This window comes from Saprospira grandis (assembly GCF_027594745.1).
Classification (GTDB): domain Bacteria; phylum Bacteroidota; class Bacteroidia; order Chitinophagales; family Saprospiraceae; genus Saprospira; species Saprospira grandis.
Window position 1 is genome coordinate 2,390,688 of sequence record NZ_CP110854.1, and the last position, 24,005, is coordinate 2,414,692.

24 protein-coding genes, 1 tRNA gene and 1 pseudogene are annotated in these 24,005 nt (G+C 47.3%); 19 read left to right on the top strand and 7 right to left on the bottom strand.

The annotated features are described in order from the left end of the window. Window positions 1–3 precede the first annotated feature (3 nt). The 14 genes from OP864_RS09540 (at window position 4) to OP864_RS09605 (ending at window position 12,057) form a co-directional block, all read left to right on the top strand. Window positions 4–729: a hypothetical protein gene (locus tag OP864_RS09540; protein ID WP_270097980.1), complete on the top strand. Its 726-nt coding sequence runs from the start codon at window positions 4–6 to the stop codon at window positions 727–729. 192 nt (window positions 730–921) lie between these two features. Next, complete coding sequence (locus OP864_RS09545; RefSeq protein WP_270097981.1) at window positions 922–2,127, top strand: sterol desaturase family protein; 1,206 nt, start codon at window positions 922–924, stop codon at window positions 2,125–2,127. 199 nt (window positions 2,128–2,326) lie between these two features. Next, window positions 2,327–2,653: a 2Fe-2S iron-sulfur cluster-binding protein gene (locus tag OP864_RS09550; RefSeq protein ID WP_270097982.1), complete on the top strand. Its 327-nt coding sequence runs from the start codon at window positions 2,327–2,329 to the stop codon at window positions 2,651–2,653. A 41-nt stretch (window positions 2,654–2,694) separates the two neighbouring features. After that, entirely contained in the window at window positions 2,695–3,168 is a 474-nt protein-coding gene (bcp, locus tag OP864_RS09555) for a thioredoxin-dependent thiol peroxidase (protein ID WP_270097983.1), read from the top strand. Window positions 3,169–3,191: 23 nt separating this feature from the next. Next, entirely contained in the window at window positions 3,192–3,794 is a 603-nt protein-coding gene (locus OP864_RS09560) for an RNA polymerase sigma factor (RefSeq protein ID WP_270097984.1), read from the top strand. A 51-nt stretch (window positions 3,795–3,845) separates the two neighbouring features. After that, on the top strand, window positions 3,846–4,865 hold the full coding sequence (locus tag OP864_RS09565; protein WP_270097985.1) for a FecR family protein: 1,020 nt from the start codon (window positions 3,846–3,848) through the stop codon (window positions 4,863–4,865). A gap of 19 nt (window positions 4,866–4,884) precedes the next feature. Then, window positions 4,885–6,483, top strand: coding sequence for a hypothetical protein (locus OP864_RS09570; protein ID WP_270097986.1), 1,599 nt, complete (start codon window positions 4,885–4,887; stop codon window positions 6,481–6,483). An 884-nt stretch (window positions 6,484–7,367) separates the two neighbouring features. Further along, window positions 7,368–8,912 (top strand): S8 family serine peptidase, encoded by a 1,545-nt coding sequence (locus tag OP864_RS09575; protein ID WP_270097987.1) that lies wholly within the window; start codon window positions 7,368–7,370, stop codon window positions 8,910–8,912. A gap of 152 nt (window positions 8,913–9,064) precedes the next feature. Then, window positions 9,065–9,138, top strand: a tRNA-Arg gene (locus OP864_RS09580). A gap of 74 nt (window positions 9,139–9,212) precedes the next feature. Beyond that, entirely contained in the window at window positions 9,213–9,611 is a 399-nt protein-coding gene (gene rpmB, locus OP864_RS16970; protein ID WP_015692744.1) for a 50S ribosomal protein L28, read from the top strand. A 22-nt stretch (window positions 9,612–9,633) separates the two neighbouring features. Continuing rightward, the gene (gene rpmG / locus OP864_RS09590) at window positions 9,634–9,822 is read left to right on the top strand and encodes a 50S ribosomal protein L33 (protein ID WP_015692745.1); all 189 of its coding nucleotides are present in this window, start codon (window positions 9,634–9,636) and stop codon (window positions 9,820–9,822) included. Window positions 9,823–9,861: 39 nt separating this feature from the next. Continuing rightward, window positions 9,862–10,038, top strand: a complete 177-nt coding sequence (locus OP864_RS09595) for a DUF4295 domain-containing protein (protein WP_002658232.1) — start codon at window positions 9,862–9,864, stop codon at window positions 10,036–10,038. A gap of 132 nt (window positions 10,039–10,170) precedes the next feature. Further along, window positions 10,171–11,139: a signal recognition particle-docking protein FtsY gene (ftsY, locus tag OP864_RS09600; RefSeq protein ID WP_015692746.1), complete on the top strand. Its 969-nt coding sequence runs from the start codon at window positions 10,171–10,173 to the stop codon at window positions 11,137–11,139. Window positions 11,140–11,142: 3 nt separating this feature from the next. Beyond that, window positions 11,143–12,057, top strand: a complete 915-nt coding sequence (locus OP864_RS09605; RefSeq protein WP_270097988.1) for a bile acid:sodium symporter family protein — start codon at window positions 11,143–11,145, stop codon at window positions 12,055–12,057. A gap of 53 nt (window positions 12,058–12,110) precedes the next feature. Here the strand turns inward: OP864_RS09605 and OP864_RS09610 are convergent, their stop codons facing one another. From OP864_RS09610 to OP864_RS09620, 3 genes are all read right to left on the bottom strand, one after another. Further along, the gene (locus OP864_RS09610; RefSeq protein WP_270097989.1) at window positions 12,111–12,956 is read right to left on the bottom strand and encodes a carbonic anhydrase; all 846 of its coding nucleotides are present in this window, start codon (window positions 12,954–12,956) and stop codon (window positions 12,111–12,113) included. A gap of 229 nt (window positions 12,957–13,185) precedes the next feature. Beyond that, window positions 13,186–13,959, bottom strand: coding sequence for a lipoprotein signal peptidase (locus OP864_RS09615; RefSeq protein WP_270097990.1), 774 nt, complete (start codon window positions 13,957–13,959; stop codon window positions 13,186–13,188). Window positions 13,960–14,049: 90 nt separating this feature from the next. Continuing rightward, window positions 14,050–14,508, bottom strand: a complete 459-nt coding sequence (locus tag OP864_RS09620; RefSeq protein WP_015692750.1) for an SRPBCC family protein — start codon at window positions 14,506–14,508, stop codon at window positions 14,050–14,052. Between the two features lie 208 nt (window positions 14,509–14,716). On the opposite strand from OP864_RS09620, the gene OP864_RS09625 reads away from it, so the two are divergent. Next, window positions 14,717–15,334 carry a Maf family protein gene (locus tag OP864_RS09625; RefSeq protein ID WP_270097991.1) on the top strand — a complete coding sequence of 206 codons (618 nt, stop codon included), beginning with the start codon at window positions 14,717–14,719 and terminating at the stop codon, window positions 15,332–15,334. Window positions 15,335–15,608: 274 nt separating this feature from the next. Here the strand turns inward: OP864_RS09625 and OP864_RS09630 are convergent, their stop codons facing one another. After that, on the bottom strand, window positions 15,609–16,190 hold the full coding sequence (locus tag OP864_RS09630) for a sigma-70 family RNA polymerase sigma factor (protein WP_270097992.1): 582 nt from the start codon (window positions 16,188–16,190) through the stop codon (window positions 15,609–15,611). A 386-nt stretch (window positions 16,191–16,576) separates the two neighbouring features. On the opposite strand from OP864_RS09630, the pseudogene uvrA reads away from it, so the two are divergent. Next, window positions 16,577–19,356: pseudogene (gene uvrA / locus OP864_RS16975) on the top strand (excinuclease ABC subunit UvrA). Window positions 19,357–19,576: 220 nt separating this feature from the next. Here the strand turns inward: uvrA and OP864_RS09645 are convergent. From OP864_RS09645 to OP864_RS09655, 3 genes are all read right to left on the bottom strand, one after another. Beyond that, on the bottom strand, window positions 19,577–19,927 hold the full coding sequence (locus tag OP864_RS09645) for a DUF3276 family protein (protein WP_270097994.1): 351 nt from the start codon (window positions 19,925–19,927) through the stop codon (window positions 19,577–19,579). 274 nt (window positions 19,928–20,201) lie between these two features. Then, window positions 20,202–20,657 (bottom strand): MarR family winged helix-turn-helix transcriptional regulator, encoded by a 456-nt coding sequence (locus OP864_RS09650; protein WP_270097995.1) that lies wholly within the window; start codon window positions 20,655–20,657, stop codon window positions 20,202–20,204. A gap of 37 nt (window positions 20,658–20,694) precedes the next feature. After that, window positions 20,695–21,012, bottom strand: coding sequence for a helix-turn-helix domain-containing protein (locus OP864_RS09655; protein WP_015692757.1), 318 nt, complete (start codon window positions 21,010–21,012; stop codon window positions 20,695–20,697). 152 nt (window positions 21,013–21,164) lie between these two features. Here OP864_RS09655 and OP864_RS09660 point away from each other — a divergent pair, with 152 nt between their 5' ends. The 3 genes from OP864_RS09660 to OP864_RS09670 all read left to right on the top strand — a co-directional run bounded on the left by OP864_RS09660 (window position 21,165) and on the right by OP864_RS09670 (window position 23,157). After that, window positions 21,165–21,878, top strand: a complete 714-nt coding sequence (locus OP864_RS09660) for a S24 family peptidase (RefSeq protein WP_002658211.1) — start codon at window positions 21,165–21,167, stop codon at window positions 21,876–21,878. A gap of 76 nt (window positions 21,879–21,954) precedes the next feature. Further along, entirely contained in the window at window positions 21,955–22,788 is an 834-nt protein-coding gene (locus OP864_RS09665; RefSeq protein WP_270097996.1) for an alpha/beta hydrolase, read from the top strand. A gap of 51 nt (window positions 22,789–22,839) precedes the next feature. Next, on the top strand, window positions 22,840–23,157 hold the full coding sequence (locus OP864_RS09670; RefSeq protein WP_270097998.1) for an SCP2 sterol-binding domain-containing protein: 318 nt from the start codon (window positions 22,840–22,842) through the stop codon (window positions 23,155–23,157). The last annotated feature ends 848 nt before the right edge of the window (window positions 23,158–24,005 follow it).

The window sequence follows — 24,005 nt, forward strand, 5'->3', positions numbered from 1 at the left end:
CCAATGAGAAGATCAATTATAGGGCTAGCCTTTGCCCAATACCTATTATTATTGTTGGCCCTTTTGGGCAGTTCCTCGGCGCTTTTGGCCCAAGAAGAAGAGGCGGCTGATGAGCAGAGCGGCGGCTTTTATTATGGCCTTTATGGGGGCGGAACAGTGGCCACCCAAAATTGGAATAACTTTCAGCGAAATGCTTTATTGGCCTATCATGCGGGCCTTTTTGTCGAAAGTTTGGGGGCTACAGAAAATGGCCAACAAACCTCTTATCTCTTTGCTCTGGGCTACCATAAAAAGGGCAGTAGTTTCCGCAATATGTTTGTGGGCGGCAGTAGTGTTCCCGCCAATGAGTTTCACAATTTGAGCCTTTTAGGTGCCTTCAAAAAGAATTATCTAACTGGTCCCGAAGAGCGGGATCGCCTTTATTTTCTCCTCGGTTTGCGGGCCGAATATACCCTAGATTATCAGTTGGTCGGCTTTGGGGTAGAGGGCGTTAATCGAGCGCTTTTGGGCGTGAAGTTAGCGGGCGGCTATGATTTGCGCTTGCCCGACTCGGGCCTGGGCTTGCGCTTAGAGGCCAGCATTAGCCCCGATATTAGTCGGCAGGTTTTTGTGCCCGCTGGCTACCGCACGGGCACGGTGGACCAAAACGGAAATGCCATTATGAGCCAGGAACAAAAGGTCTATAACCTCATTTTTGAGGTTTCTGCTGCTGTATTTATCATGCAGTAAGATAAAATTTGGGGCCCGCGGCCAGCAAGCTGGCCGCCGCTATGCTGCGGGGCTCGCTGTTCGCTCGGCCCTGCGCGGGCTTCGCCCGCTGGGTCTGGCCCTTTGGGCCACCCGCTCCGCAGCGCTGGGCCTGCGGCGGCTTCGCCGCCTGTAGGACGCAGAACTTCATCCTCATCCTTAAACTATTGCCTTATGGACATCATGATTTATGCAATTCCGGTCTTCTTCCTGCTCATCGGAATAGAGTTATTGATTGGCTATTTTAGTCAGCAGCAGTTGTATCGCTTAGGCGATGCGGTGGCCAATATTAGCTGTGGGGTAGGGCAGCAGGTCACGGGGGTGTTTATCAAAATTATTGGCTTGGGGAGCTATGTTTATATTTATGAGCATTGGCGCTTATTATCGGTACCAAATCATTGGGCCAGTTATATCCTGCTATTTATTTTGATTGACTTCTTTTATTATTGGTTTCACCGCTATTCGCATGAGATCAATAGCTTTTGGGGGGCTCATGTGGTGCATCATCAGAGTGAGGACTATAATTTGTCGGTGGCTTTGCGCCAAAGTGCGTTTCAGGGCATTTTTTCGGCTGTTTTTTACTGGCCTTTGGCCTTTTTGGGCTTTGATCCTGTTCCCTTTTTCATCATTGGGACCTTTCAGACCTTATACCAATTTTGGATTCATACGGAGGCCATTAGAAAAATGCCCGCTTGGTTTGAGTATGTCTTTAATACGCCTTCTCATCATCGGGCGCATCATGGCCGCAACCCAGAATATATTGATAAAAACCATGGGGGCACCCTCATTTTATTTGACCGTTGGTTTGGTACCTTTGAGCCCGAAAAAGCGGAGGTGGTCTATGGCGTAACTAAGCCCTTAGCTACATATAATCCTATTTGGGCCAATTTAGATTATTATGCCGACTTATGGGCGGCGGCGGGGCAAATGCCCCGCTGGAAAGACCGTCTGCGGCTTTGGGTAGAGCGGCCAGGCTGGCTGCCTGAAGAGATGGGCGGGCAACAAAAAGTACCCGCAGTAGATCGACAAAAGACCGAGAAATATAATCCCCCCCTGCCGCCCTTTTTGCCCATTTATGTACTTCTCCAATATGTCATTATCCTTTTGGGGGCCACAGGCTTTCTGATGGTTGAAAGTCAGTTGGATTGGCCTAAACTTTTGGCTCTAAATGTCATCATACTTTGGGCACTAGGCAATTTGGGGGGCTTGTTGGACCTTAAGAAATGGGGACTACCTTCCGAGTATTTACGGCTGCTTGCTACTCCCTTGGCCCTTTATTTCCTCTTTCCTTTGGGGAGTTATATTTGGGGACTAGCCGCCTGGGCCATCCTCTCTTTAGGGCTGCTATTTTACTACCAATGGCGAAAGGCAAACTCCTAGCAAAAGCATAAAAGCCGAAGCTAGATTTTTAGAATGCGAACAAAAGCCTAACTTTGCGGCTGTTGGCCTAGCGATGCGGCGGGGTGGCCGAAGGCCAGACCGAGCCAGCTTGCTGGCGCAGGGCCGAGCAGACCTGCGAGCCCCAAAGCGTAGCGCCGACGAGCGAAGCGAGGCGGAGGCCCCAAAAAAATAAAAAGAAATGTCAGATACAATCAAAGTAACGGTTATTGACCGAAATGGGCAGGCCCATGAACTGGATGCCCCCACCGACATGAATATGAACATGATGGAGCTTTGCAAGGCCTATGAATTGCCTGTAGAAGGGACCTGTGGGGGGATGGCGCTTTGTGCAAGCTGCCATATGTATATAGAGAGCGATCATGAATTGAATGAGCCCTCTGATGATGAAGAAGACATGCTGGACCAGGCCTTTTTTGTGGAGGATAATAGCCGTTTGGGCTGTCAAATCCATTTGCGGCCCGAACTAGAGGGCTTGGTGGTGCGCTTGGCCGCAGTAGAGGACTAAGGAATCTACGTTTATTTTAGAAAACAAAAACAAGAAACAAAATGGCTGTTACATTAAAAGCAGGAGATAAGGCCCCTAACTTTGAGGGCAAAGACCAGAATGGGAAAAGCATTAGCTTGGCTGATTTTTCGGGTAAAACCCTGATTTTATATTTTTATCCCAAAGATGATACCCCCGGCTGTACCAAAGAAGCCTGCAACCTCCGAGATAACTATGAGGCTTTGTTGGAACAAGGCTATGCGGTAGTTGGCGTCAGCCCCGATGGCGAAGCCTCGCATCAGAAGTTTATTGAAAAATATAGCCTACCTTTCCCTTTGATTGCCGATGAGGAAAAAGTCATTATGGAAGCCTATGGGACCTGGGGCGAGAAGAACATGTATGGCAAAATCAAACTAGGGGTATTGCGGACCACCTTCATCATAGATGGGGAGGGCGTCATTTTGAAAGTATTTAAGCGCCCCAAAACTGCAGAACACACAGAGCAGATTTTGAAGGCCATGGAGAAATTATCCTAGGCCAAACCATTTAGGGAGCGAGCATGAATACAGATCGCGAAACACTTTTACTAGAGCAATTGAGTATGGGCCAAGAACTGGCCCTCAAGGCCATTTTTGAGCAGCATTATCAGTCGATATACCGCATTATTTATCGGATGTTGCAAAATAAAGCTACGGCCGAAGACCTCTCTCAGGAGGTCTTTCTCAAGCTTTGGGAAAAGCGAGAAAAGCTGAATATACGTGGACCAATAGGGCCTTATTTGCGTCGGATGGCGGTAAATGAGGCCTTGGGCCATTTGCGCAAGCATAAAAAGTACTTTATAGAAGATATAGAGGAACAACACGATCTGGCGGCGCCCCCAACTGCCGATGCAGAAGCGGTTTATGCAGAAAAAGAATTGAAGCAGGCCCTAAATAAAGCGATCAAGAGTTTGCCGCCTCGCTGTCGCTCTGTCTTTGTCCTTAGCCGATTTGATGGCCTCTCTTATAAAGAAATTGGAGAGAGCATGAATATTTCGGTGAAAACCGTAGAAAACCAAATGGGCAAAGCCCTAAAGGTGATGCGCAAATTACTGAGTCCCTACTTGCCTTTGGCGCTCTTTATTGTTAAAATTTGTTCTAGCATAGGGGCCAAGCTCTTTTAGGGCATCCAGCAATAAACCAAAGGCAGAGCCCCAAATTAGATTCAAGAATATATGGCAACACTATACAATGGCGAAGATATTCCATGGTCCTTATTGGCCAAGGACATCCAAAATTGCTTAGCAAAAGAGGAGGAGGAAGCCCTGGCCGAATGGCTGGCCGCTTCAGAAGAACATCAGGCTCTACAAGCCGAGCTAGGGCGCATTTGGAGCCTGCCAGAAGCCGATTTGCCCCCGAGCAGCCAGGCAGAGGTTTGGCTGGAGCTACAGAAAAAGCTACAGCAAAGAAGGCCGCAAAAAACCTTTTGGCAACGCTATACCAATCTGACGGCCGTAGCCGCTAGCCTGCTGCTGGTGGTTTTTGTGCTTTATGGAACAGGTAGCTTTAATTGGAAATCAGAGGCCGTGGCCGAGCTCAACTGGCTAGAACTAGAGGCCCAAGATAGCCGCAATTTGCAAATGCCCGATGGCAGCATCATTTTCCTCAATAAAAAAAGCAAACTCCGCTATCCCGATCGCTTCCAAGATCGTAGAGAGGTGGAGCTTTTGGCCGGAGAGGCCTTTTTTGAGATTAACCGAGATCTAGAACATCCCTTCGTTTTGCAAATTGCTAAAGCTGGACAATTAGAGGTGCTAGGCACTAGCTTTAATGTTCGAGCCTATGAAAATGAAAGCGAAATGTGCCTGTCGGTAAGCACAGGAAAGGTCCGCTACCGCAGCCCAGAAGGAGAGGAGTACGTTTTGGAAAAAGGAGAGGCCGTTTATTACAACTATAAAGACAAAAGGGCCAAATTAAAAAGCCCGGTCAATCCCACTTATTGGCGAGATGGTCTCCTCAATTATAAGGATTTTGCCCTAGCCGATTTGCGCCAAGATATAGAACAAAAATATGGAGTGCATCTAGAGTTTGAAGATGAAGCTTTGGGACAATGTCTCTTTAATGGCAGCTTTAAGTCACCTAAGGTAGAGGAGATCCTACAAGCGCTTAGCTTTACCCTCAATTTATCAGTGAAAAAAGTAACTGATAAAACCTATTTGCTATCTGGGGCGCCCTGTACTTCTGCTTTAGATTAAAGCTTTTCAATCTATTGTCATGCGTTTATTTGCCCGCTTCCTTTTGCTGTTTTTCTTAGGCAGCCTGCCGCTTTTGATTTGGGGGCAGCGGGCCCAATGGGATTTTAAGGGAGAAACTTTAAAGGAAGTCTTAGTTGAATTGGAGCAATCTTATGGATTGCGTTTTGCCTATGGCCAAGGTCGCTTGACTTTGGCCAAAGCTATTTTTCATAGGGCCAATAATTTGCCCCTAGATACGGCCCTAGTCGATTTGTTGGGGAAGAATAATTTGGCCTACCAAAAAATGGGACAGCTTTGGGCCCTTAAGGATAGTACGCCTAAGGAACAATGGAGCTTGGCGGCCCCCCTTTTGGCCCCCAAACAACAGCCTCTAGCCCCCCAATCGCCTTTGGCTTATAGCCGCCCACTGCCGCCTGAGGTCCGCCTGAGTTCGGTGGTTTTGCCCCCCCTTTATAGCGAGGGCCTGCTGATTTCTCTAGATGCACAACCTCAGGCTCAGGGCATTTTGGTCGATTGGGGAGCGCTCTGGAAGGAGGCCCTAGAACGGCAGTTTTTAGAGGAGTTGTCCATTTTTCAGCTCTCTTTTTTTGGTACGCCCGAGGAGGAGGCCGTCAAAGCGCAGGTTTTAGCCCTAGATATTGGCTGGGGCCGCCGCCGACAGCTTTTGGGCCTACAGCTGAGTTTGGGCGCTAGCCGAGTCGATGAGTCGGCTATGGGCTTTCAGTTTGCACTTTTGGCCAATCAGGTGAAGGGCGAGCTGATGGGCTTGCAGCTTGCGGGCCTCTACAATCAGACGGCTAGGCTTTATGGGAGCCAGCTTTCTTTGGGCCTCAATCGAGTCGATAGCAGCTTGTCGGGCTCGCAGTTTTCGCTTTTGGGTAATTTGGCCTTGGGCCAAGGCTATGCGGCCAATAGTTTGCAGTTGGCGGGCCTCTTCAATTATAGTCGGTCCAATGCGCATGTACAGTTGGGCGGCTACTACAATCGGGCGCCCAAATTGCAGGGCTGCCAGCTTTCTTTGGGCCTCAATGATACGGATAGTTTGCAGGGCTTGCAGCTAGGCAGTATCAATTATACGGGCCATTTGAAGGGCTGCCAGTTGGGCCTCTTAAATATTTGCGATACGGCCGCCGCGGGCCTAGGCATTGGCCTACTCAATATCTATAAAAAAGGAGGCTACAACCGCATCAGTCTAGGGAGCTCTGCCGCTTTGCACGCCCAGCAAAGTCTGCAAATTGGCCACCCCCGCTTTTATACTATATATGAAATGGGCCAGCGCCTAGATCAGCCGATTTGGCTCTTGGGCTTTGGCTTGGGCTGCCGCCTACCCATGGAAAAAGACTATTATTTGCATCCCGAGCTGCTTGCTTATAGCTTGCAAGAAGGTCCCGATTGGACCAATGGCCGAGGGCATTTGTTTCAGTTACGAGCCCTTTTTGCTCATCCCTTGGGGGCGGGTTTGGAGCTGCTCACGGGGCCCGAGCTCAATTTTATCCACCAAAATGTAGAAGCTAGCCAAGCCCTAGGCCAACAACTACTCTGGGAAAGAAGCCGAGGCGATTGGGAACAACGCTTGTTCTGGGGCTGGCAGTTGGCGGTTCGCTATAAGTTGTGGTAGGTTTTGGGGCCTCCGCCTCGCTAGGCTCGTCGGCGGTTACTCCCTTCGGTCGTCGAACTGCGAACTAAAGTTCTTGTTGTCGCTTTGGGGCTCGCTGATGTTTTGGGGCCTCCGCCTCCCTTCGGTCGTCGGCGCTACGCTTTGGGGCTCGCAGGTCTGCTCGGCCCTGCGTCGCCTTCGGCTCCTTGGTCTGGCCTGACGGCCACCCCGCCGCATCGCTAGGCCGCTCAACGGTCATCTTTGGGCTGGGCATTTTGCTTCGGCCGCCTAAAAGGCGCAAAACCTAAGTTTTGCGCCTTTTTTATGCCCAATTGTTACTAATAAGTTAAGATGCTGACTTAGTGAACTTATTCCCAAAGGCTAATGAGCTAACTTTTTCCTAGCTCGAGCTAGCTTATTCCTAGCTCGACTTAGCGTTTGATTAGCTCAAGCTAGCTTTTTCCTAGCTCGACTTAGCGTTTGATTAGCTCGAGCTAGCTTTTTCTTAGCTCGACTTAGCGTTTGATTAGCTCGAGCTAGCTTTTTCCTAGCTCGACTTAGCATTCGCCTAGCTTGAGCTAGCTTATTCCTAGCTCGACTTAGTGTTTGATTAGCTCGAGCTAGCTTTTTCTTAGCTTGGCTTAGGATTTGGCCAATAGTCGCCTAGGGGCTTATCCCTAGGCGTAGGAAAGAGTCTCGTTTTATGCGTCTAGAGGCGGCGAAGCCGCCGGCTGAGGGATGGTTAAGGGGGCGGCGAAGCCGCAGACCCAGCAAAATGAGCGTAGCGAAATTTTGCGCAGGGCCGAGCAGACCTGCGAGCCCTGACACAGCCCGACCCGCCCGCAGGGCGGGGCAGCCCCAAAACAAAAAACTTTGTAACTTAGTGAGTGAAAAAAAGAAAAGATATGCGACTAAAAATAATGCTGTTCCTAATCTGTTTATCGGGGAGTTTATGGGGGCAAAAAAAGCTGCTTTTACGGCTAGAGTCGGGGCAATCCCTGAACCTATTGGCGCAAAAAAAAGATTGTTTGGCCAAAGATTGGGGCATTTGGCGCTACAGCATAGCGGCAGCAGACAGCGCAGAAGTGCAGCAGTATTTGGACCAACGCTTGGGGCCTCAAAACTGGCAGTGGGAGCATCAACTGCAGTATCGGGCTCGGCCCAACGACCCCGAATATGACTTTTGGCAGTGGAATATGGACCTATTGGGTTTGCCCGAAATTTGGGAAGAAACCACTGGTGGTTTGGCGGGCTCGGATACCCTTGTTGTGGCCCTAATTGATGGGGGAGGCGATTGGGCGCATGAGGATTTGGCGGAAAACATATATATAAACTGGGGGGAAGTTCCGGATGATGGGGTAGACAATGACCAAAACGGCTACATAGATGATTATCGGGGTTGGCGAGCGGATAGTGGAGATGATGAGCATGCGCCCGACAGCCATGCGAGTTCGGTAGCGGGCATTATTGGGGCCAAGGGGAACAATGGGGTCGGCATGGCGGGCATCAATTGGAACATCAAAATAATGTTGCTTTCGGGGCAGTCGGCCAACAGCCTTTTGGAGGAGAGCAACATCTTGGCGAGCTACTACTACATCTGGAAAATGCGGCAGCTCTATGAAGAAAGTGGGGGGCAGCAGGGGGCCTATATCTTGGTCAGCAATTTATCGGCGGGCATAGACTTTGGGCGGCCCGAGGATCATCCGCTTTGGTGTGGCGTTTATGACAGCTTGGGGCAGGCGGGTATATTGAGTGTGGCGGCTAGTATGAATCGGAAAGAAAACATAGATGAGGTAGGAGACATGCCCTGTCTTTGTCCCTCGGAGGCCTTAATGACCGTAAGTTTGAGTAATCGTTATGATGCATTGGACCGCAATGCGCCCTATGGCCCTTTGCATTTAGATTTGGCGGCGCCTGGGGCGGTTTATACGCTTCGGCCCAACAATACATATAATGTATTTGGCGGAACCTCTGGGGCGGCGCCTCATTTGGCGGGGGGCATCGCCCTATTGGCGAGTTATCCAGCAGCAGACTGGCAGGCCTACCTCAAGGCCGAGCCGCAGGCGGCTATGTATTTATTGCGGGATATTCTATTGGCCAGCGTGAGTAAAAAGGGCGATATGGAAGAATTAAAATCTGGGGGGCGTTTAGATTTGGGGGCGGCCTTTCGCTTATTAAAATCCTTATATGGGCCCAAAGAGGAGGAAAATTCTTTTTTGTGGCGGCGGGCTTCGGATCAAATATATTTAAGTTATCGGGCCAAAAGAGCGGGAAACTACCGTTTGAAGATAACAGATATAGGGGGGCGGCAAGTTTTTTATACAGAAAAATCCTTGGAAGAAGAAGAACTAACTATTTGGGAATTAGGGCCTTTTGAGGGTCGGCAGCTTTTGTTTGTCTCGCTCTATGAAGAAAATCGGTTAATAAAGACAGAAAAATTTGTCTATTAGCAATTGCTTTTCTACCTTTGCAAAGCCCAAAAGGGAAGCCCACAAGCGGCTTAAGAAAAGAAATAGTGAAAAAAACTTCAAAAAGTTTTGCGAATATAAAAAACCATCTTATATTTGCAACCGCAACGAAGGAAATACACTACTTGCAAAATGGCTCTGTAGCTCAATTGGATAGAGCATCTGACTACGGATCAGAAGGTTAGGGGTTCGACTCCCTTCAGGGTCACATCTTTATTGTTTTAAAGAATTGATTAGGTTCCACAAGCAATTGTGGAACTTTTTAAATTAGAAAGAGCAGTCATGTCGAGAATTTGTCAATTGACCGGAAAGAAAGCTATGGTGGGAAACAATGTTTCTCACTCTAATCGCAAGACCAGACGTCGTTTCAATGCGAATATTAAAACTAAGCGTATTTTTGTACCCGAATCAAATGTTTGGATCAAAGTAAAGGTGAGCATGCGTGCTCTACGTACGATGAACAAATTGGGGGTATATAACTTCTTGAAGCGTCAGATCGCTAAAGGATACGATCCCTTTATTTGGGTAGAAGATCCTAAGGCTGCTGAAAAGAGTAATGAGCGTGGTTACCGTCGCCTAGAGCACACTGATGCTCAGGGTAACAAGAGCTACAGCATTACTTTTGAGCCTGAAGCTGCAGATAATAATCGCAAAGTGCGTCTCTCTTCTGTTATTAAGTAAATAGAAAAAATCATCACACATTATGGCTAAGAAAAGCAAAGGTAATCGCGTACAGGTGATTTTGGAGTGCACAGAGCACAAAGATTCTGGTCTTCCTGGCACTTCACGTTACATCACTGTGAAGAACCGTAAGAACACACCTGCTCGTATGGAGTTGAAGAAATACAATCCCATCTTGAAGCGTTACACTATCCATAAAGAGATTAAGTAATTTTTCGAGAACTATCCGCTCGACAAAAAATAAATCGTCATGGCTAAGAAAGTATCAAAAAACGCACGTGTAGCCCAACGTGCTGCGAATGCAGGCAGTGGTAAAGATCACGTGAGAGTTGTTAAGTCCGTAAAGGACCCCAACACAGGAAAGTATTCTTATAAGGAAGTTATCGTCCACAAAGATCAAGTGGAAGACTTCTTCAAGAATAAATAATCAGGTAATTAAGGCAAATTATGAAAGTGGCTCTTCCTGTTGAGGGATGAGCCCTTTCTGTTTTTTTATTTGACCTTTTTTTGCGTTCTTTAGGCGCGCTCCTTATTGTTCATCTAGATTAAGCAGTCTCGTATGGGATTTTTTAACAAACTTTTTGGGAAGAAAGAAAAAGAAGACCTGGATAAAGGCCTAGAAAAAACGAAGACCAATTTCTTCAATAAAATGTCTAGGGCTATTGCCGGTAAAACGAAGGTAGATGATGAGGTACTAGATGAATTAGAGTCGGTACTGATTCAGTCTGATGTAGGACTAAAAACGACCATTAAAATTATTGAGCGGATTGAGGAGCGAGTAGCTCGTGATAAGTATATGTCTACTTCTGAGCTCAATGAGATTCTCCGAGATGAGATTGTTCAGTTATTGGGCGAAAACACGACGGAGGAGACCAATTTCTTTTCTATTCCCAAGGAGGCCAAGCGTCCTTATATCATTTTGATTGTAGGCGTAAATGGAGCGGGCAAAACAACCACTATTGGCAAATTGGCCAAGCGTTTTGTAGATCAGGGCCATAAGGTGGTTTTGGGCGCAGCCGATACTTTCCGTGCTGCCGCTGTTGATCAGCTAGGCATTTGGGCCGAAAGAGTGGGCTGCGATTTTTATAGCAAGGGCATGAATACAGACCCTGCCGCAGTGGCCTATGAAACGACCCAGTACGCTATCCAAAATAACTGCGATATTGCTATTATTGATACGGCTGGACGCTTGCACAACAATAAGCAGTTGATGGCCGAGCTCTCTAAGATTAAGCGTTCTTTGTCTAAACAAATTGAGGATGCTCCTCATGAGGTGATGTTGGTCCTCGATGGCTCTGTAGGCCAAAATGCCTTCATTCAAGCCGAGGAGTTTACCAAGGCAACAGATGTAAGTTCGCTCGCTATTACCAAATTAGACGGTACCGCCAAGGGCGGGGTGGTCATTGGAATTAGCGACCAATTTAAGATTCCTATTAAATATATTGGGGTAGGAGAGGGCATAGAGCACCTCCAAGCCTTTAATAAGCGCAGCTTTGTCGATTCTTTCTTCTCGCAAAAAGAAGGATAGTAGATGCTGCTGCTTACAGATATTGACCAGCTTGAGCTGGCTTTTAGTCCAAGTACCCAACTTCTTTTAAAGCTGGTACTTGGACTTATTATTTTTGGGGTGGCCCTAGACCTTCGGGGGCAAGATTTTATGGCCCTATTCAAACAGCCATTAGCTATTGTTTTGGGGCTGTTGGGGCAGCTGCTGCTTTTACCCGCCCTCTCTTTTGCTTTTTTGTATCTGGCCTATTTTCTCAATATGGCTCCCTTGCCCAGCATTGCTTTGGGCATGCTGTTGGTGGCCGCTTGTCCAGGCGGCAATATGTCCAACTTTTTTACGCATCTGGCCAAAGGAGATACGGCCCTTTCGGTGAGCTTATCGGCTTGTACTACCCTTTTGGCTGCCCTGACTACGCCCCTCAATTTTATGTTTTGGGGGAGCCGTTTGCCCTTTGCTCAAGAAGAGGTAAAGAGCCTTTCGCTAGACTTTCTTCCACTTTTTCTAGATGTTAGCCTGATGCTGGCCTTACCCCTTTTGCTAGGCCTTGTTGTGGCCCACTTTAAGCCGAAGTTGGCCAGTAGGATGTCGCCCATTTTCAAATGGTTGTCTATTCTGTTTTTTGGCCTTTTGCTGGTCTTGGCCTTTATCTCCAATATTCAGGTTTTCCTAAATTATATCGGCGCAGTTATTTTCTTGGTCATTTTGCAAAATGCCTTGGCCTTAGGGCTGGGTTTTGCACTGGCTAAAGGAAGCAAGCTGTCTTGGCCCCAACAGAAAACTCTGAGCATTGAGCTGGGAATACAGAATTCTGGCCTTGGCTTGTTACTCTGTTTTCAATATTTTAGTGGGCTGGGCGGTATGGCCCTTATTGCGGCCTGCTGGGGCATTTGGCATATTGTCTCTGGCCTGAGCCTAGCCTTTTATTGGTCCAAGAAATGAAAAAGCGCAACAGCTATTTTAGCTGTTGCGCTTTGGTCCTAAAACGGCCTCAATTAGAAATTGGGGCTCGCTTTTACAATGCGATCATTCACTGGCTGCTCATTGCGGTAATTATGAACAGGCATGTTCTCTTCTAGTACTTTGGCCTGCTTTAAAGAAATGTCAATGGGTGTCTTGAAAATATACCACTGCACATTTTCAGAACAAGGAGGTGTGGTCAAAGAACCGGTGTAATGGTAGTAACTTCTGTCTTTAGGAAGGTTGAGGTTCATGTCAAATGGCTTCCCAATTTCTTTCTTCGCTCCTGGCTCTAAAGGAAGATAAGCCTCCAAGAAGTCAAAGGGAGCACTCTGCCCACCTTCTTTGGCCATAACCGCCAAAACAGCAATGTCGCCATCTTTGTTGGCATGTACCAAGTGCATCTCTAAAGGATAACGAACGCCCTCAATGGTGTGCTCAGAAGGCTCGTGAAAGTGAAATTGCTTGAGGTAGTATTTCTCTCCCTCCAAAACAATATAGTCGCCTTCTTCAAAATCATACTGAATAGAGTGACCATTGTTGACCACATCATGCAATACCGTCTGATCTGCATACTGAATGTCTAATGGAGGAAGGGCCTCGTCTGTTTTGTACTCTACAATGTTAATTGGAGACTGATGCATCCCCCCACAATCAGAGGTTTTTTCTAATTCAGCCCAATGCTCTGGCCCGGTCTCTCCCTGATAACTCCAGTCCTCATGATGATGCCCCTCATGCCCTTCTTCTGGAGCCGCCTCTAGTTTTACGGGGCTTTTTTCTACAGTTTCTGGGTGGTGCTCGTTAATGTGTTGCTCATTGGAAGAACAGGCCGTTAGGCCTAGCCCTAATAGAAATAGGGCTAAGTAGCTTAGCGTTTTCATAAATTTTCTTTTTTGTAGCTATTGGATAACTACAAATGTCGAGGCCACTCTAGACTTCTTTGATGATTTTTGTCACAAAGTCAAATTTTTGTCATGAAAAAATGAAGTACAGTTATATTTTAGAATATTTATAAAGTAAAATTGTGTTCCAGGCTCCTAATTAGGATGTAACCAAATAAAAAAGCCAGCTAATTAGCTGGCTTCTATATTTTAATAGATGATTTTCTGCTTAGTCATCATCTTCTTCCTCCAAATCAATCTCCAACCCAATTTGCTCCTCTACAGAGGGCTTGGGCTTTTCTTCTTCCTCCAAAACAGTAGGCTCTTCTTGGTCCACTACAGGCGAAATAGCTTCCGCTTTCTCTTCTTCTTTGGGTGGATTGCCCACGGTTTCCATAAAGTCCTGATAACAGAAGATGATTAAAAATACTCCTAAGCTAATCGAAGCATCGGCCAAATTGAAAATGGGCTGGAAAAACAAGAAGTGCTTGCCTCCCACAAAGGGCATCCAAGCCGGATAATCCCCCTCCAAAAGCGGAAAGTAAAACATATCAACTACCCGACCATACAATAAGGGCGCATAGCCTTCTCCAAATGCAGTAACTTCAGCCAAGCCACCATGTATCGGACTTTCCGTGAAAAATGCCCCATAAAATACACTATCCAAAATGTTCCCCAAGGCCCCAGCCAAAATAAAGGATACACTGCTGATTAAGGTCCGCCCTTTCTTTTTCTTGATGATCTGATATAGGTAGACAGACATGATGCTGACCGCCACCAAACGAAAACTAGTCAGTAGTAGTTTGCCGTATTCTCCCCCCAGTTCTAAGCCAAAGGCCATGCCCGGGTTCTCCGTAAAATAAATCTGTCCCCAATCTTGCCCCTCGCCAAAAATGTTAAAATGTTGGCCCATCTGCATGTTGAGCTTGACCCAAATCTTGAGCCACTGATCCGCCACTAAGACAATGATCAATAACAGACTCGCTAGTATTCCTCTTTTCAAAATGTATTTGTTTTCTGTTCCAGATATGCTATCTCAACAAAAATAATAAAGTTCTGCATAACTAGCTTTGAGAAACCCAAATTCTAAACTTTATTGCCGCTCCGGCCCCGCCAAGCGAAAGTATTTCCGATATATCGGCTTCCGATAGGCAAACTGCAACCAAAGCGAAGGATAAAGCAATAAATTTAAGCCCGAAGGAGCCTCATAGTCAATCTCGTCTACAATCCAACTCCCCGAGTCCGCCGGCAGTACCCAATGCTTATGCCGCCACTTTTTTAAGAAAAAAGGCAGCTCTTCTCCCTCGGCCTCATCCACAAAGTAATATCCGCCCCGCTCTTCGCCATGATCCGTAATCCGCCCCCGCCAGTTTTGCTTAAATAATCCAAAATTCAATTGCATTTCTACCCGATCTCCCGTTTCACTACCATCAAAACGCAGCAATTTTAAGCCAACTCCAGGCGGCTTGAGCTGAATAAATAGTTCTCGGTCAAAAGCCGCCATGACCGCTTTGGGGGCCTGCTCTACCTTCGTTTTTAATAAAATTTGCATCTCTTTTTTTTCTGCTTGATGAGTTGATTATTTTGGGGCCTCCGCCTCGCTTCGCTCGTCGGCGCTACGTTTCGCAGCTCGCTGTTCGCTCGGCCCTTCAGCGCCTAAGGCGCTTCGGTCTGGCCCTTCGGGCCACTGCTACACATCGCTAGGCCTGCGGGCCTGACGGCCCTGCAAAACCTTTTATTGGACCATCATATCTATATTTATGTCTGCTTCTATTCCATTGTTTTTTCCAGAAATAGAAATCCTTTTAGCTTCCAAATCGCCCAGAAGACAACAACTGTTGCGAGATATGGGTTTGCGTTTTCAGCAAATTGCCCAAAATGTAGAAGAGGATTATCCTCCTACTCTCCCCCTAGCCGATATTGCCCTCTTTTTAGCCCAAAAAAAGGCCCGCTCGGTGTTGCACTTACTAGAGAAAGCCGAACAGCTGCTCCTTTGTTCAGATACTACCGTCATTGATGCCAAAAATAGCTACGAAAAACCCCAATCTACAGAAGAGGCCAAGGCCTTTTTAAGGGCTTTGTCGGGAAAAACGCATGAGGTCCGTACCGCTGTTTGCCTTTGGGGCCAAGAAAAACGTTACGATATTATAGGCAGCTCTAAAGTAGAATTTGCCGAACTAACCGACCAACAAATTGAGTATTACGTCAGCCATTTTCAACCCTTTGATAAGGCGGGCGGCTATGCTATCCAAGAGTGGATTGGCCTAATCGGCATTAAGGGCATCCAAGGCAGTTATTTTAATATTGTGGGCCTACCCAGCCAGCAATTATTTGCCGCCCTTTGCGATTACCAAACTATTTTGGACCAAAAAAAATAGCGCTCCTACAGGCGGCAAAGCCGCCGCAAAGGCGCGCAGCGCCTCGGCCTAGCGATGTGAAAGGGTGGCCGAAGGCCAGACCGAGTTTTTGAGCGCAGCTAAAAAACGAAGGGCCGAGCAGACCTGCGAGCCCTGAAACGTAGCGCCGCAAGGCGCAGCCGCAGCGGAGGCCCCAAAAACAACAAAAAAGCGACTCGCTCAGCAGCAAGTCGCTTTTTTTATAGCCTTTGAAAAAAAAGGCAAAAAAAACTGTAACCAAAACATAAGATAAGACTTATTGGAGTGAAATCTGTCGTTCCTCAATCATTCGGCGAATATTGATCAAAGCATAGCGCATGCGGCCCAAAGCCGTATTGATGCTTACTTTGGTGAGCTGAGCAATTTCTTTGAAAGAAAGCTCGGCATAATGGCGGAGGATAATGACCTCACGTTGTTCTTTAGGTAGGCAATCGACCAGTTGGCGGACTTTATCGTAGGTTTGGCGCTTCATGATGCGAGTTTCTTGATTATCCTCATTGACTTTAAGGATGTCGAGGATATCAAAATCATCGCTAGCGGCTACAGTAGGCCGGCGCTTATTCTTGCGGAAATGATCGACACAAAGATTGTAAGAGATGCGCAAAGCCCATTGAAGAAATTTGCCTTCTTCATTGTAGCGGCCAGAACGAAAAGTGTCGATAATTTTGATGAAAGTCTCTTGGAAAAGATCATTGGCTAGATCCTTATCTTTGACAAAGATATAGATAGAGGTATAAATTCTAGCTTTATGCTTGTTCAATAGGTTTTCAAAAGACTTTTCGTCTCCTTGCATATAGCTACGGATAAGGTCCCGATCGTGAGCAGATTTACAGGTCATGGCAGTATTTTTTAGGTACAACAAGAGTATGCAGTCCTGGAACAGGCTGTTCTGGGCAGACTATGCCCATAAGGTAAGGAGTGAACAGATTTAAGGAGTGGCCCAAGGCGCATGTTTAAGAACTAGGAAATTTGAACTAAAGGTGTAAATCTTTGTACGATAGGCAAAGCTTGTTTTTTCTTATTAGAGGAGAAGGTTATTTTTTTTGGAGTATTGGGGGCTAGGCGCAAATATAATTCATTATTTAGGGAATTGGCCTATGTCCAAGTTTGTTTTTTATCTTTGTGGGCCTAATAATTAGCTGTGGGACATTATTTTTTGCCGCAGCGAGGACCCATTTTTTAGTTTTCCTTAAGATTACGCACAATTGCCTGAAAGGTTGCAAGATGAGAGAAAAAAAATCAATTCGCATTAAGGGGGCCAATGCCAACAACCTTAAAAACGTAGATGTTCAGATTCCCTATCATCAGCTAGTCGTGGTGACTGGTGTTTCGGGTTCGGGAAAATCATCCTTGACCATGGACACCCTCTATGCAGAAGGGCAGCGCCGCTATGTCGAGAGTTTATCTTCTTATGCTCGACAGTTTTTGATGCGGATGAAAAAGCCCGAAGTAGACCAAATTAGCGGCCTTTGTCCAGCTATTGCTATTGAGCAAAGAGTGGGCAATAAAAACGCTAGATCTACAGTAGGCACCCTAACCGAAGTCTATGATTATCTCCGAGTGCTTTTTGCTAGAGTAGGGCATACTTTTTCGCCAATTTCTGGCCAAGAAGTTAAGAAGCAATCCGTAACCGATGTGGTAGATTTTTTACATCAGCTAGAAAATGGCCAAAAGGTCCTTTTACTCGCTCCTGTTTTGCTCCAAGGCCGAAGCCTAGAACAAAGCCTAGATCTACTCCTCCAAAAAGGCTATACTCGCTTGCAATGGGAGGGCAAAACACGTAAAATACAAGAACTTTTAGAAGCAGAACTGCCCAAAACTGAGGCCGCTCCTTATCTTCTGATTGATCGATTTGTGATAAACAAAGACGATGCCGAAAACAATAAACGAATTGCGGATTCCGTTGACTCTGCCTTTCAGGAGGGCCTTGGCCGCTGCTTTATTGACTGCCTAGATGGCCAGTTGCATAGCTTTAGTACTCGCTTTGAACTAGACGGCCAAAGCTTTGAAGAACCCAGCCCCCAACTCTTTAATTTTAATAGCTCTTTGGGCGCCTGCCCCGCCTGCGAAGGCTATGGCAAAGCCCTAGGCATTGATGAGGAAAAAGTAATTCCCAATAAACAAAAATCCATTTTTGAGGATGCCGTGGAGATAAGGCCAGCCGCTGGCTCAAAAAATTACTCAAAGTAGCCGATAAGTTCGATTTCCCCGTTCACCGCCCCTATCGAGAACTCAATGCCCAACAACTTAAGGACCTCTGGGAGGGAAATAAGCATTTTGCTGGAATCAATGGTTTTTTTGAGGACCTTGAAAGCCATTCCTACAAAATTCAAAACCGAGTGATGCTGGCCCGCTACCGAGGGAAAACAGTTTGCCCCGCCTGTAACGGAACTCGCCTCCGCCCCGAAGCCCTCTATATAAAAATCAATGGCTACCATATCGGCCAATTGGTCCAAATGCCCATCAATCAGTTGGTCGAGGTTTTGGATGAACTAGAACTAAGCCCACAGGAGGCCGAAATTGCCGATCGCCTGCTGGAAGAAATCAAAAGCCGCCTAAATATTATGCTGGAGGTCGGCCTGAGCTACCTTAGCCTCGACCGACTTTCGGCTAGCCTCTCTGGCGGAGAAATTCAACGTATTCACCTCACCCGAACCCTAGGCAGCAACCTAACGAGCTCGCTCTATGTCCTCGATGAACCCAGTATTGGGCTGCACCCCAGAGATACGGACCGATTAATTAAGGTCTTGCGCAAGTTGCGCGATTTGGGCAATACCGTGGTGGTCGTCGAACATGAAGAGGATATTATCGCCCAAGCCGATTACCTGATTGATGTAGGCCCTTTTGCTGGCGTACATGGCGGAGAAATTGTTTTTGCTGGTCCCTATCCCGAAATTCATAGCAGCGCAGCCGATAGCCTTACCGCTAAGTATATGAGCGGCCGCATGAGCATTCCCCTGCCCGATAATCGCCGAAAACCGCATAGTTTTATCCGCCTAGAAGGGGCCGCTGAACATAATCTCAAGAATATTGATGTCAATTTTCCCCTACATAGCTTTTCGGTGGTGACCGGCGTGAGCGGTAGCGGAAAAACAACCCTGGTCAAGGGCATTTTATATCCTGCGCTTTTGCGAGCCCTGGGCGAAGACAGTAAGAAAAAACCTGGCGCATTTAAGGCCCTAACAGGAGATTATGAGCAAATTGGCCAAATCGAAATGGTCAATCAATCGCCAATTGGCCGCTCTTCTCGCTCCAATCCCGTCACTTATGTAAAGGCCTATGATGCCATCCGTAAGCTCTTTGCCAAACAGCATACGGCCAAAATGCAAAATTTTAAGCCCAAGCATTTCTCCTTTAATGTAGAGGCGGGCCGCTGCGAAAGCTGCAAAGGCGAAGGCGAAACAGTCGTGTCTATGCAGTTCCTCGCCGATGTGCGCCTGATCTGTGAAGATTGCAATGGCCAACGTTTCCAAAAAGAGGTGCTAGCCGTAAAGTATAATGATAAGTCGATCTATGATGTCTTGGAAATGACGGTAGAGGAGGCGCTGTTCTTTTTTGAGGACCAAAAAGATATTGTCCGTAAACTCCAACCCCTAGCCGATGTCGGTCTGGGCTATATCCGCCTTGGGCAGTCCTCTAGTACGCTCTCTGGCGGAGAGGCCCAAAGGGTAAAACTGGCGGCATTTTTAGGCAAGGACGAAGGCCGAACCCCACATATCCTCTTCATTTTTGATGAACCCACCACGGGCCTGCATTTTCACGATATCAAAAAACTACTAGATGCCTTTAATGCCCTAGTGGAGGCTGGCCATAGCGTGATTGTGATCGAGCATAATATGGAGGTCATCAAATCTGCCGATTATATTATTGACCTTGGCTTAGAAGGCGGCAAAAATGGCGGCCAACTCCTCTTCCAAGGAAGCCCAGAGGAAATGCTCAAAATCAAAGGCTCTTATACAGCCGATTTCCTCCGAACAAAGCTCAAAGAAGTAATGAAGTCTTAAACTAAGATGCTGTTTTGGGGCTGCCCACTCGCTTCGCTCGGGTCGGGCTGTGTCAGGGCTCGCTGTTCGCTCGGCCCTTCGCCGCTTTCAGCGGCTCGGTCTGGCCTTCGGCCACCCTTATACATCCCTCAGCCTGCGGGCGCTTCGCGCCCTGCTAAACGCAAAACAAAAGCCCCCTTTTCCAAATCGGAAAAGGGGGCTTTTGCTTGGGGAGCAAGGCCTACCAGCCCTCTCCATCAGAACTATCGTTCTGATCAAATTCCCATTCGCCATCATCTTCATAACGACGGCTGTATTCTTCGTAGTCGTAGTCTGGCAACAACTCCGTTTTTACATGATCGACCACCTCGTTTAAGCTTTCGACAAAACGATTGAAGTCCTCTTTGTACAAGAAAATCTTGTGCCTAGAGTAACTGTCGTCCTCAAAACGGCGCGTACTCTCCGTAATGGTCACATAATAATCATTCCCTCTGGTCTGCCGTACATCAAAGAAGTACGTTCGGCGTTTGCCCGCTTTTACTTTGCGCGAGAAAACACTCTCGAAGCGCCGGTCTTTTTTGTCAAATCCCACGTCCTACAAATTTTGGTTGCGTAAAAAGAAAATCTTGCGAACAAATGTAATTTTTTTATCCCAAAAAAAAGAAAGCCAGCTTTAGCATTCTTGCCCTTTTTGCGATTAACAGGCGGCGAAGCCGCCGCAAAGGAGCGTAGCGACGCGGCTGAGGGATGGATAGGGTGGCCAAAGGCCAGACCAAAGCCGCCGCAGGCGGCTGCAGGGCCGAGCAAGCCTGTGAGCCCAGCACAGCCCGACCCAGCCGCAGGCTGGGGCAGCCCCAAAAAATATCCTAACCTCTCAACTGATCCAATAAATCACTAAGTTGCCCAGCTTCTTCTGGCTCCAAATGACTCATGTAGGCCGTCATCTGCGCCTCTAGTTTGGCCGAAGCCTCCGCCAAGACCTTTAAGCCCTCCTCCTCAATGTAAATATCTACCCGTCGACGATCCTGCTTGCAGGATTTGCGCAAGACCAAACCCTTGCGCTGCAATTTCTCCACCAAACGAGAAGCATTAGAGGTCTTGTCAATCATGCGCTCTGTCAATAACTTGACCGTGGCCGGCTTGCCCCGCATCCCCCGCAAAATCCGCAAAATGTTAAACTGCTGCACCGATAAACCATAGGGCTTCAATACATCGGTCTGTAGCTTACTGAGCCAAGAGGCCGTAAACAAAATATTGACTCCTACCTTCTGATACATATCTTTAAATGGACGCTGTTGATTGATCTCTTCCTCTATTTTCATCTTGCTTTAAGTTGTTAGTCATTAGACAATTTTAAGCCTAAAAAGTTGCTAAACTGTCTAACTGGCTTTTATCTATTTTGATCCCTAGAAAGGCTTCTATCTCGTCTAGCTTTTCATAAATAGGCGTGGCCCGCCCCGCCTCAATTAAACGCAAACTCTCTAAAGATATCCCCAAACCCTCTGCCAGTTCCTCCTGGCTCCAAGCCCGCCGCTGCCGCTCCAATCGAATCTGCTCTCCCAAGTCGTTGGGCCAATCCATCTTTGGCGCAGGCTCCGATATACAAGCAACAAAAAGAAGGCAAAACCCAAAAGTAATTGGATATAAATTGTTTTTTATCGAAAAATATCCAAACATATGCGTTTATTTTTTGCCAAAAATACTAATTTTAAGGCTTAATTGTTTGAAACATAAGTATTTAAAACTTTTTGTTGCTCCTTTGGCCACTGTTCTATTAATTGCAACTTTATGTTGCTAGTTGGCTGGGCGCAAACGAATTCTATAGCTATATGACTGACTTCAGTAAAAATATTGTCAACCAACGCTTCGGCCTTATCTATGATGAGCTGACCAAAAGTAATAAAATTAAAGGAAAATCAGATCTCGCCGATAAATTGGAGACCTATAATCATGTGATCAATAATGTCCTTAAAGGAGATCGCAGCCTAACCGTTAAGCAAATCAATCTGCTGGTCGAGCATTTCGATATTAACGCCAATTTTGTCTTCGGCTGTAGCGAGCAACTCTATAATAGCGATAGCGACGAAATCCCCACTCACTCTCTAGCCGAAAAGATTATCCAGGGCCGTAATAATATTACCCTAGTGCCCGATAAGGCCTCGGCAGGCTACGCTCTCGCTGTAGATAGTAAGGAGTACCTAGAGCAGTTCAAACGCTTTTCGGTCCCTGGCCTAGAAGGCCCCCTGCTGGCCTTCGAAATTAGCGGAGATAGTATGCTCCCCCATATTACTAATGGCGATCTCGTGATCTGCGAAGCCCTAGAACGCAACCAAATGCCCCGAGATAATGGGGTCTATGTGGTAGTCACCGATACAGTCGTCACTAAACGCATCCGCCGAATTAAAGACAGCGATAGCAACCAAGTGGTGGGCCTCGAATTGCTCTCCGATAATGAGGTCTATCGCCCTTATCAAGTAGATCTAGAGGAGATTCGCCAAATCTTAAAGGTAAAGGCCCGCCTAACCGCTCACGGCCTAGCTTAATCTTCTGCTAGTTTTTCTTATCTTTCAAGGACCTAGGGTAATTTCACCTTAGGTCCTTTTTTATACTTACTGAACTATGCAAACCTATAACTTTCATTGGAAGAATGCCCAAGGCAAAAAGATCTTTGGCCAAGGCTGGCTTCCCAATACGCAAGCCCCCAAAGGGCTGGTTCTTTTGGTCCACGGACTGGGCGAACATATTGGCCGATATGCCCATCTCGCTCACTTTTTTACCCAAAGAGGCTGGGCCCTGCTGGCTTCCGACCGCATCGGGCATGGCCAATCTGAAGGCCAACGCGGGCACACGCCTAAATATGAGGACCTCTTTAAGGAGATCGATCAATTGCTGGCCGAAAGCCAACGCAAGTTTAATAGCTTGCCCACTTTTCTCTATGGCCACTCTATGGGCGGCAATCTGGTCCTCAATTATATGATCCAAAACCCAAAGGTGCCTATTCAGGGCGTAATCGCTACCTCTTCGGCGCTCCGCCTAGCTTTCGAGCCTCCCGCCATCCAACTCTTTCTAGGCAAACTGATGCGCAAGATTTATCCCGCTTTCTCGCAGGGAAATGGCCTAGAACTAGAGGCCCTCTGCCAAGATCCCAAGGTCATCCAAGCTTATCAAAATGACCCCCTGGTGCATACCAAAATCTCCGCAGAAACCGCCATTGGCATGATCGAATGGGGGCAAAAGGCCCTAGATACCGCCCCCCAACTGAAAAAGCCCGCCTTGCTGGTCCATGGTAGCGCCGACCGTATCTGCTCGCCCCTCGGAAGCCGCCAATTTGCAGAGGCCAATCCCATCGCCCAACTCAAACTTTGGGAGGCGGGCTATCATGAGTTGCACAATGAAGCTTTTCAAGATGAACTTTTTGCTTATATTTGGCAGTGGATGCAGGCCCAACTGTAGTTGCCGCCCCCTCCAAATTATATAGCCACACCTAATAAAAATAGAATAACTATGAATGTTCGTGAATTCCTAATGGATCTCCCCTCTAAGATTAGCCCCGAAGCTATCGAAGGAAAAGAAAGTTTGTTCCACTTCCTCATCTCTGGAGAAGAAGGAGGCAATTTTACTGCCCGTATCAAAGATGGTAAGGCAGAGGTGATCGAAGGTCTAGAAGATGAGCCCAAATGCGTGATCAAAACTTCTGATACGGTCTTTAGCAAGATCCTTTCTGGTAAGCAGAATCCCCAAATGGCGGTCTTTACTGGCAAACTCAAGATTAGCAACCTCAGCGAAATGATGAAGTTTGCTAAGGTGCTTGGCCTTATGTAGCCTATTGTCCACTCTCTGGACCCAAAGCCAGTATGCTTTTTTAGCGTACTGGCTTTTTCTATTTTCCCCCCTTCTGCTTTTCTTTTTGTTTGGGTTTTGGGGCCCGCGGCCGACTAGCCTTCGGCTAGTTCGGCCGCCGCTATGCTGCGGGGCTCACAGGGCTGTTCGGCCCTTCAGCCGCCTGCGGCGGCTTTGGTCTGGCCTGCGGCCACCCCTCCGCAGCGCTGGGCCGCTCAACGGCCTTTTTTTCTCTGGGCTTGCTGCTTCGGCCCCCAATTTTAGAAGAAAAAAAGGCTTCGCTTCATATTTTAGCGCCTAAGCGCTTATCGCTCAACGCTAGTAGGGGAGTACCCGAAAAAAGCAATAGGACCATTTAGATGCCCCCAGAGCCAAATGTAAGGATCCAGACACCTCTGGGGAATCCCCGGAGCTAAATGTAAGGATCCAGATGGCTCTGGGGAATCCCCGGAGCTAAATGTAACGATCCAGACGGCTCTGGGGAATCCCCGGAGCTAAATGTAACGATCCAGATGGCTCTGGGGAATCCCCGGAGCTAAATGTAAGGATCCAGATGGCTCTGGGGAATCCCCGGAGTTAAATGTAACGATCCAGACGGCTCTGGGGAATCCCCGGAGCTAAATGTAAGGATCCAGACGGCTGTGGGGAATCCCCACAGCTAAATGTAACGATCCAGATGGCTAGGGGGAATCCCCACAGCTAAATGTAACGATCCAGATGGCTAGGGGGAATCCCCTCTAGCCAAAGCAAAAGGGCCTGCTCATTCATTATTATTCATTGATTTATCAATAAGAAAGACAAAATTTTAAAGAGCGGCCCTTTGAGTTAGA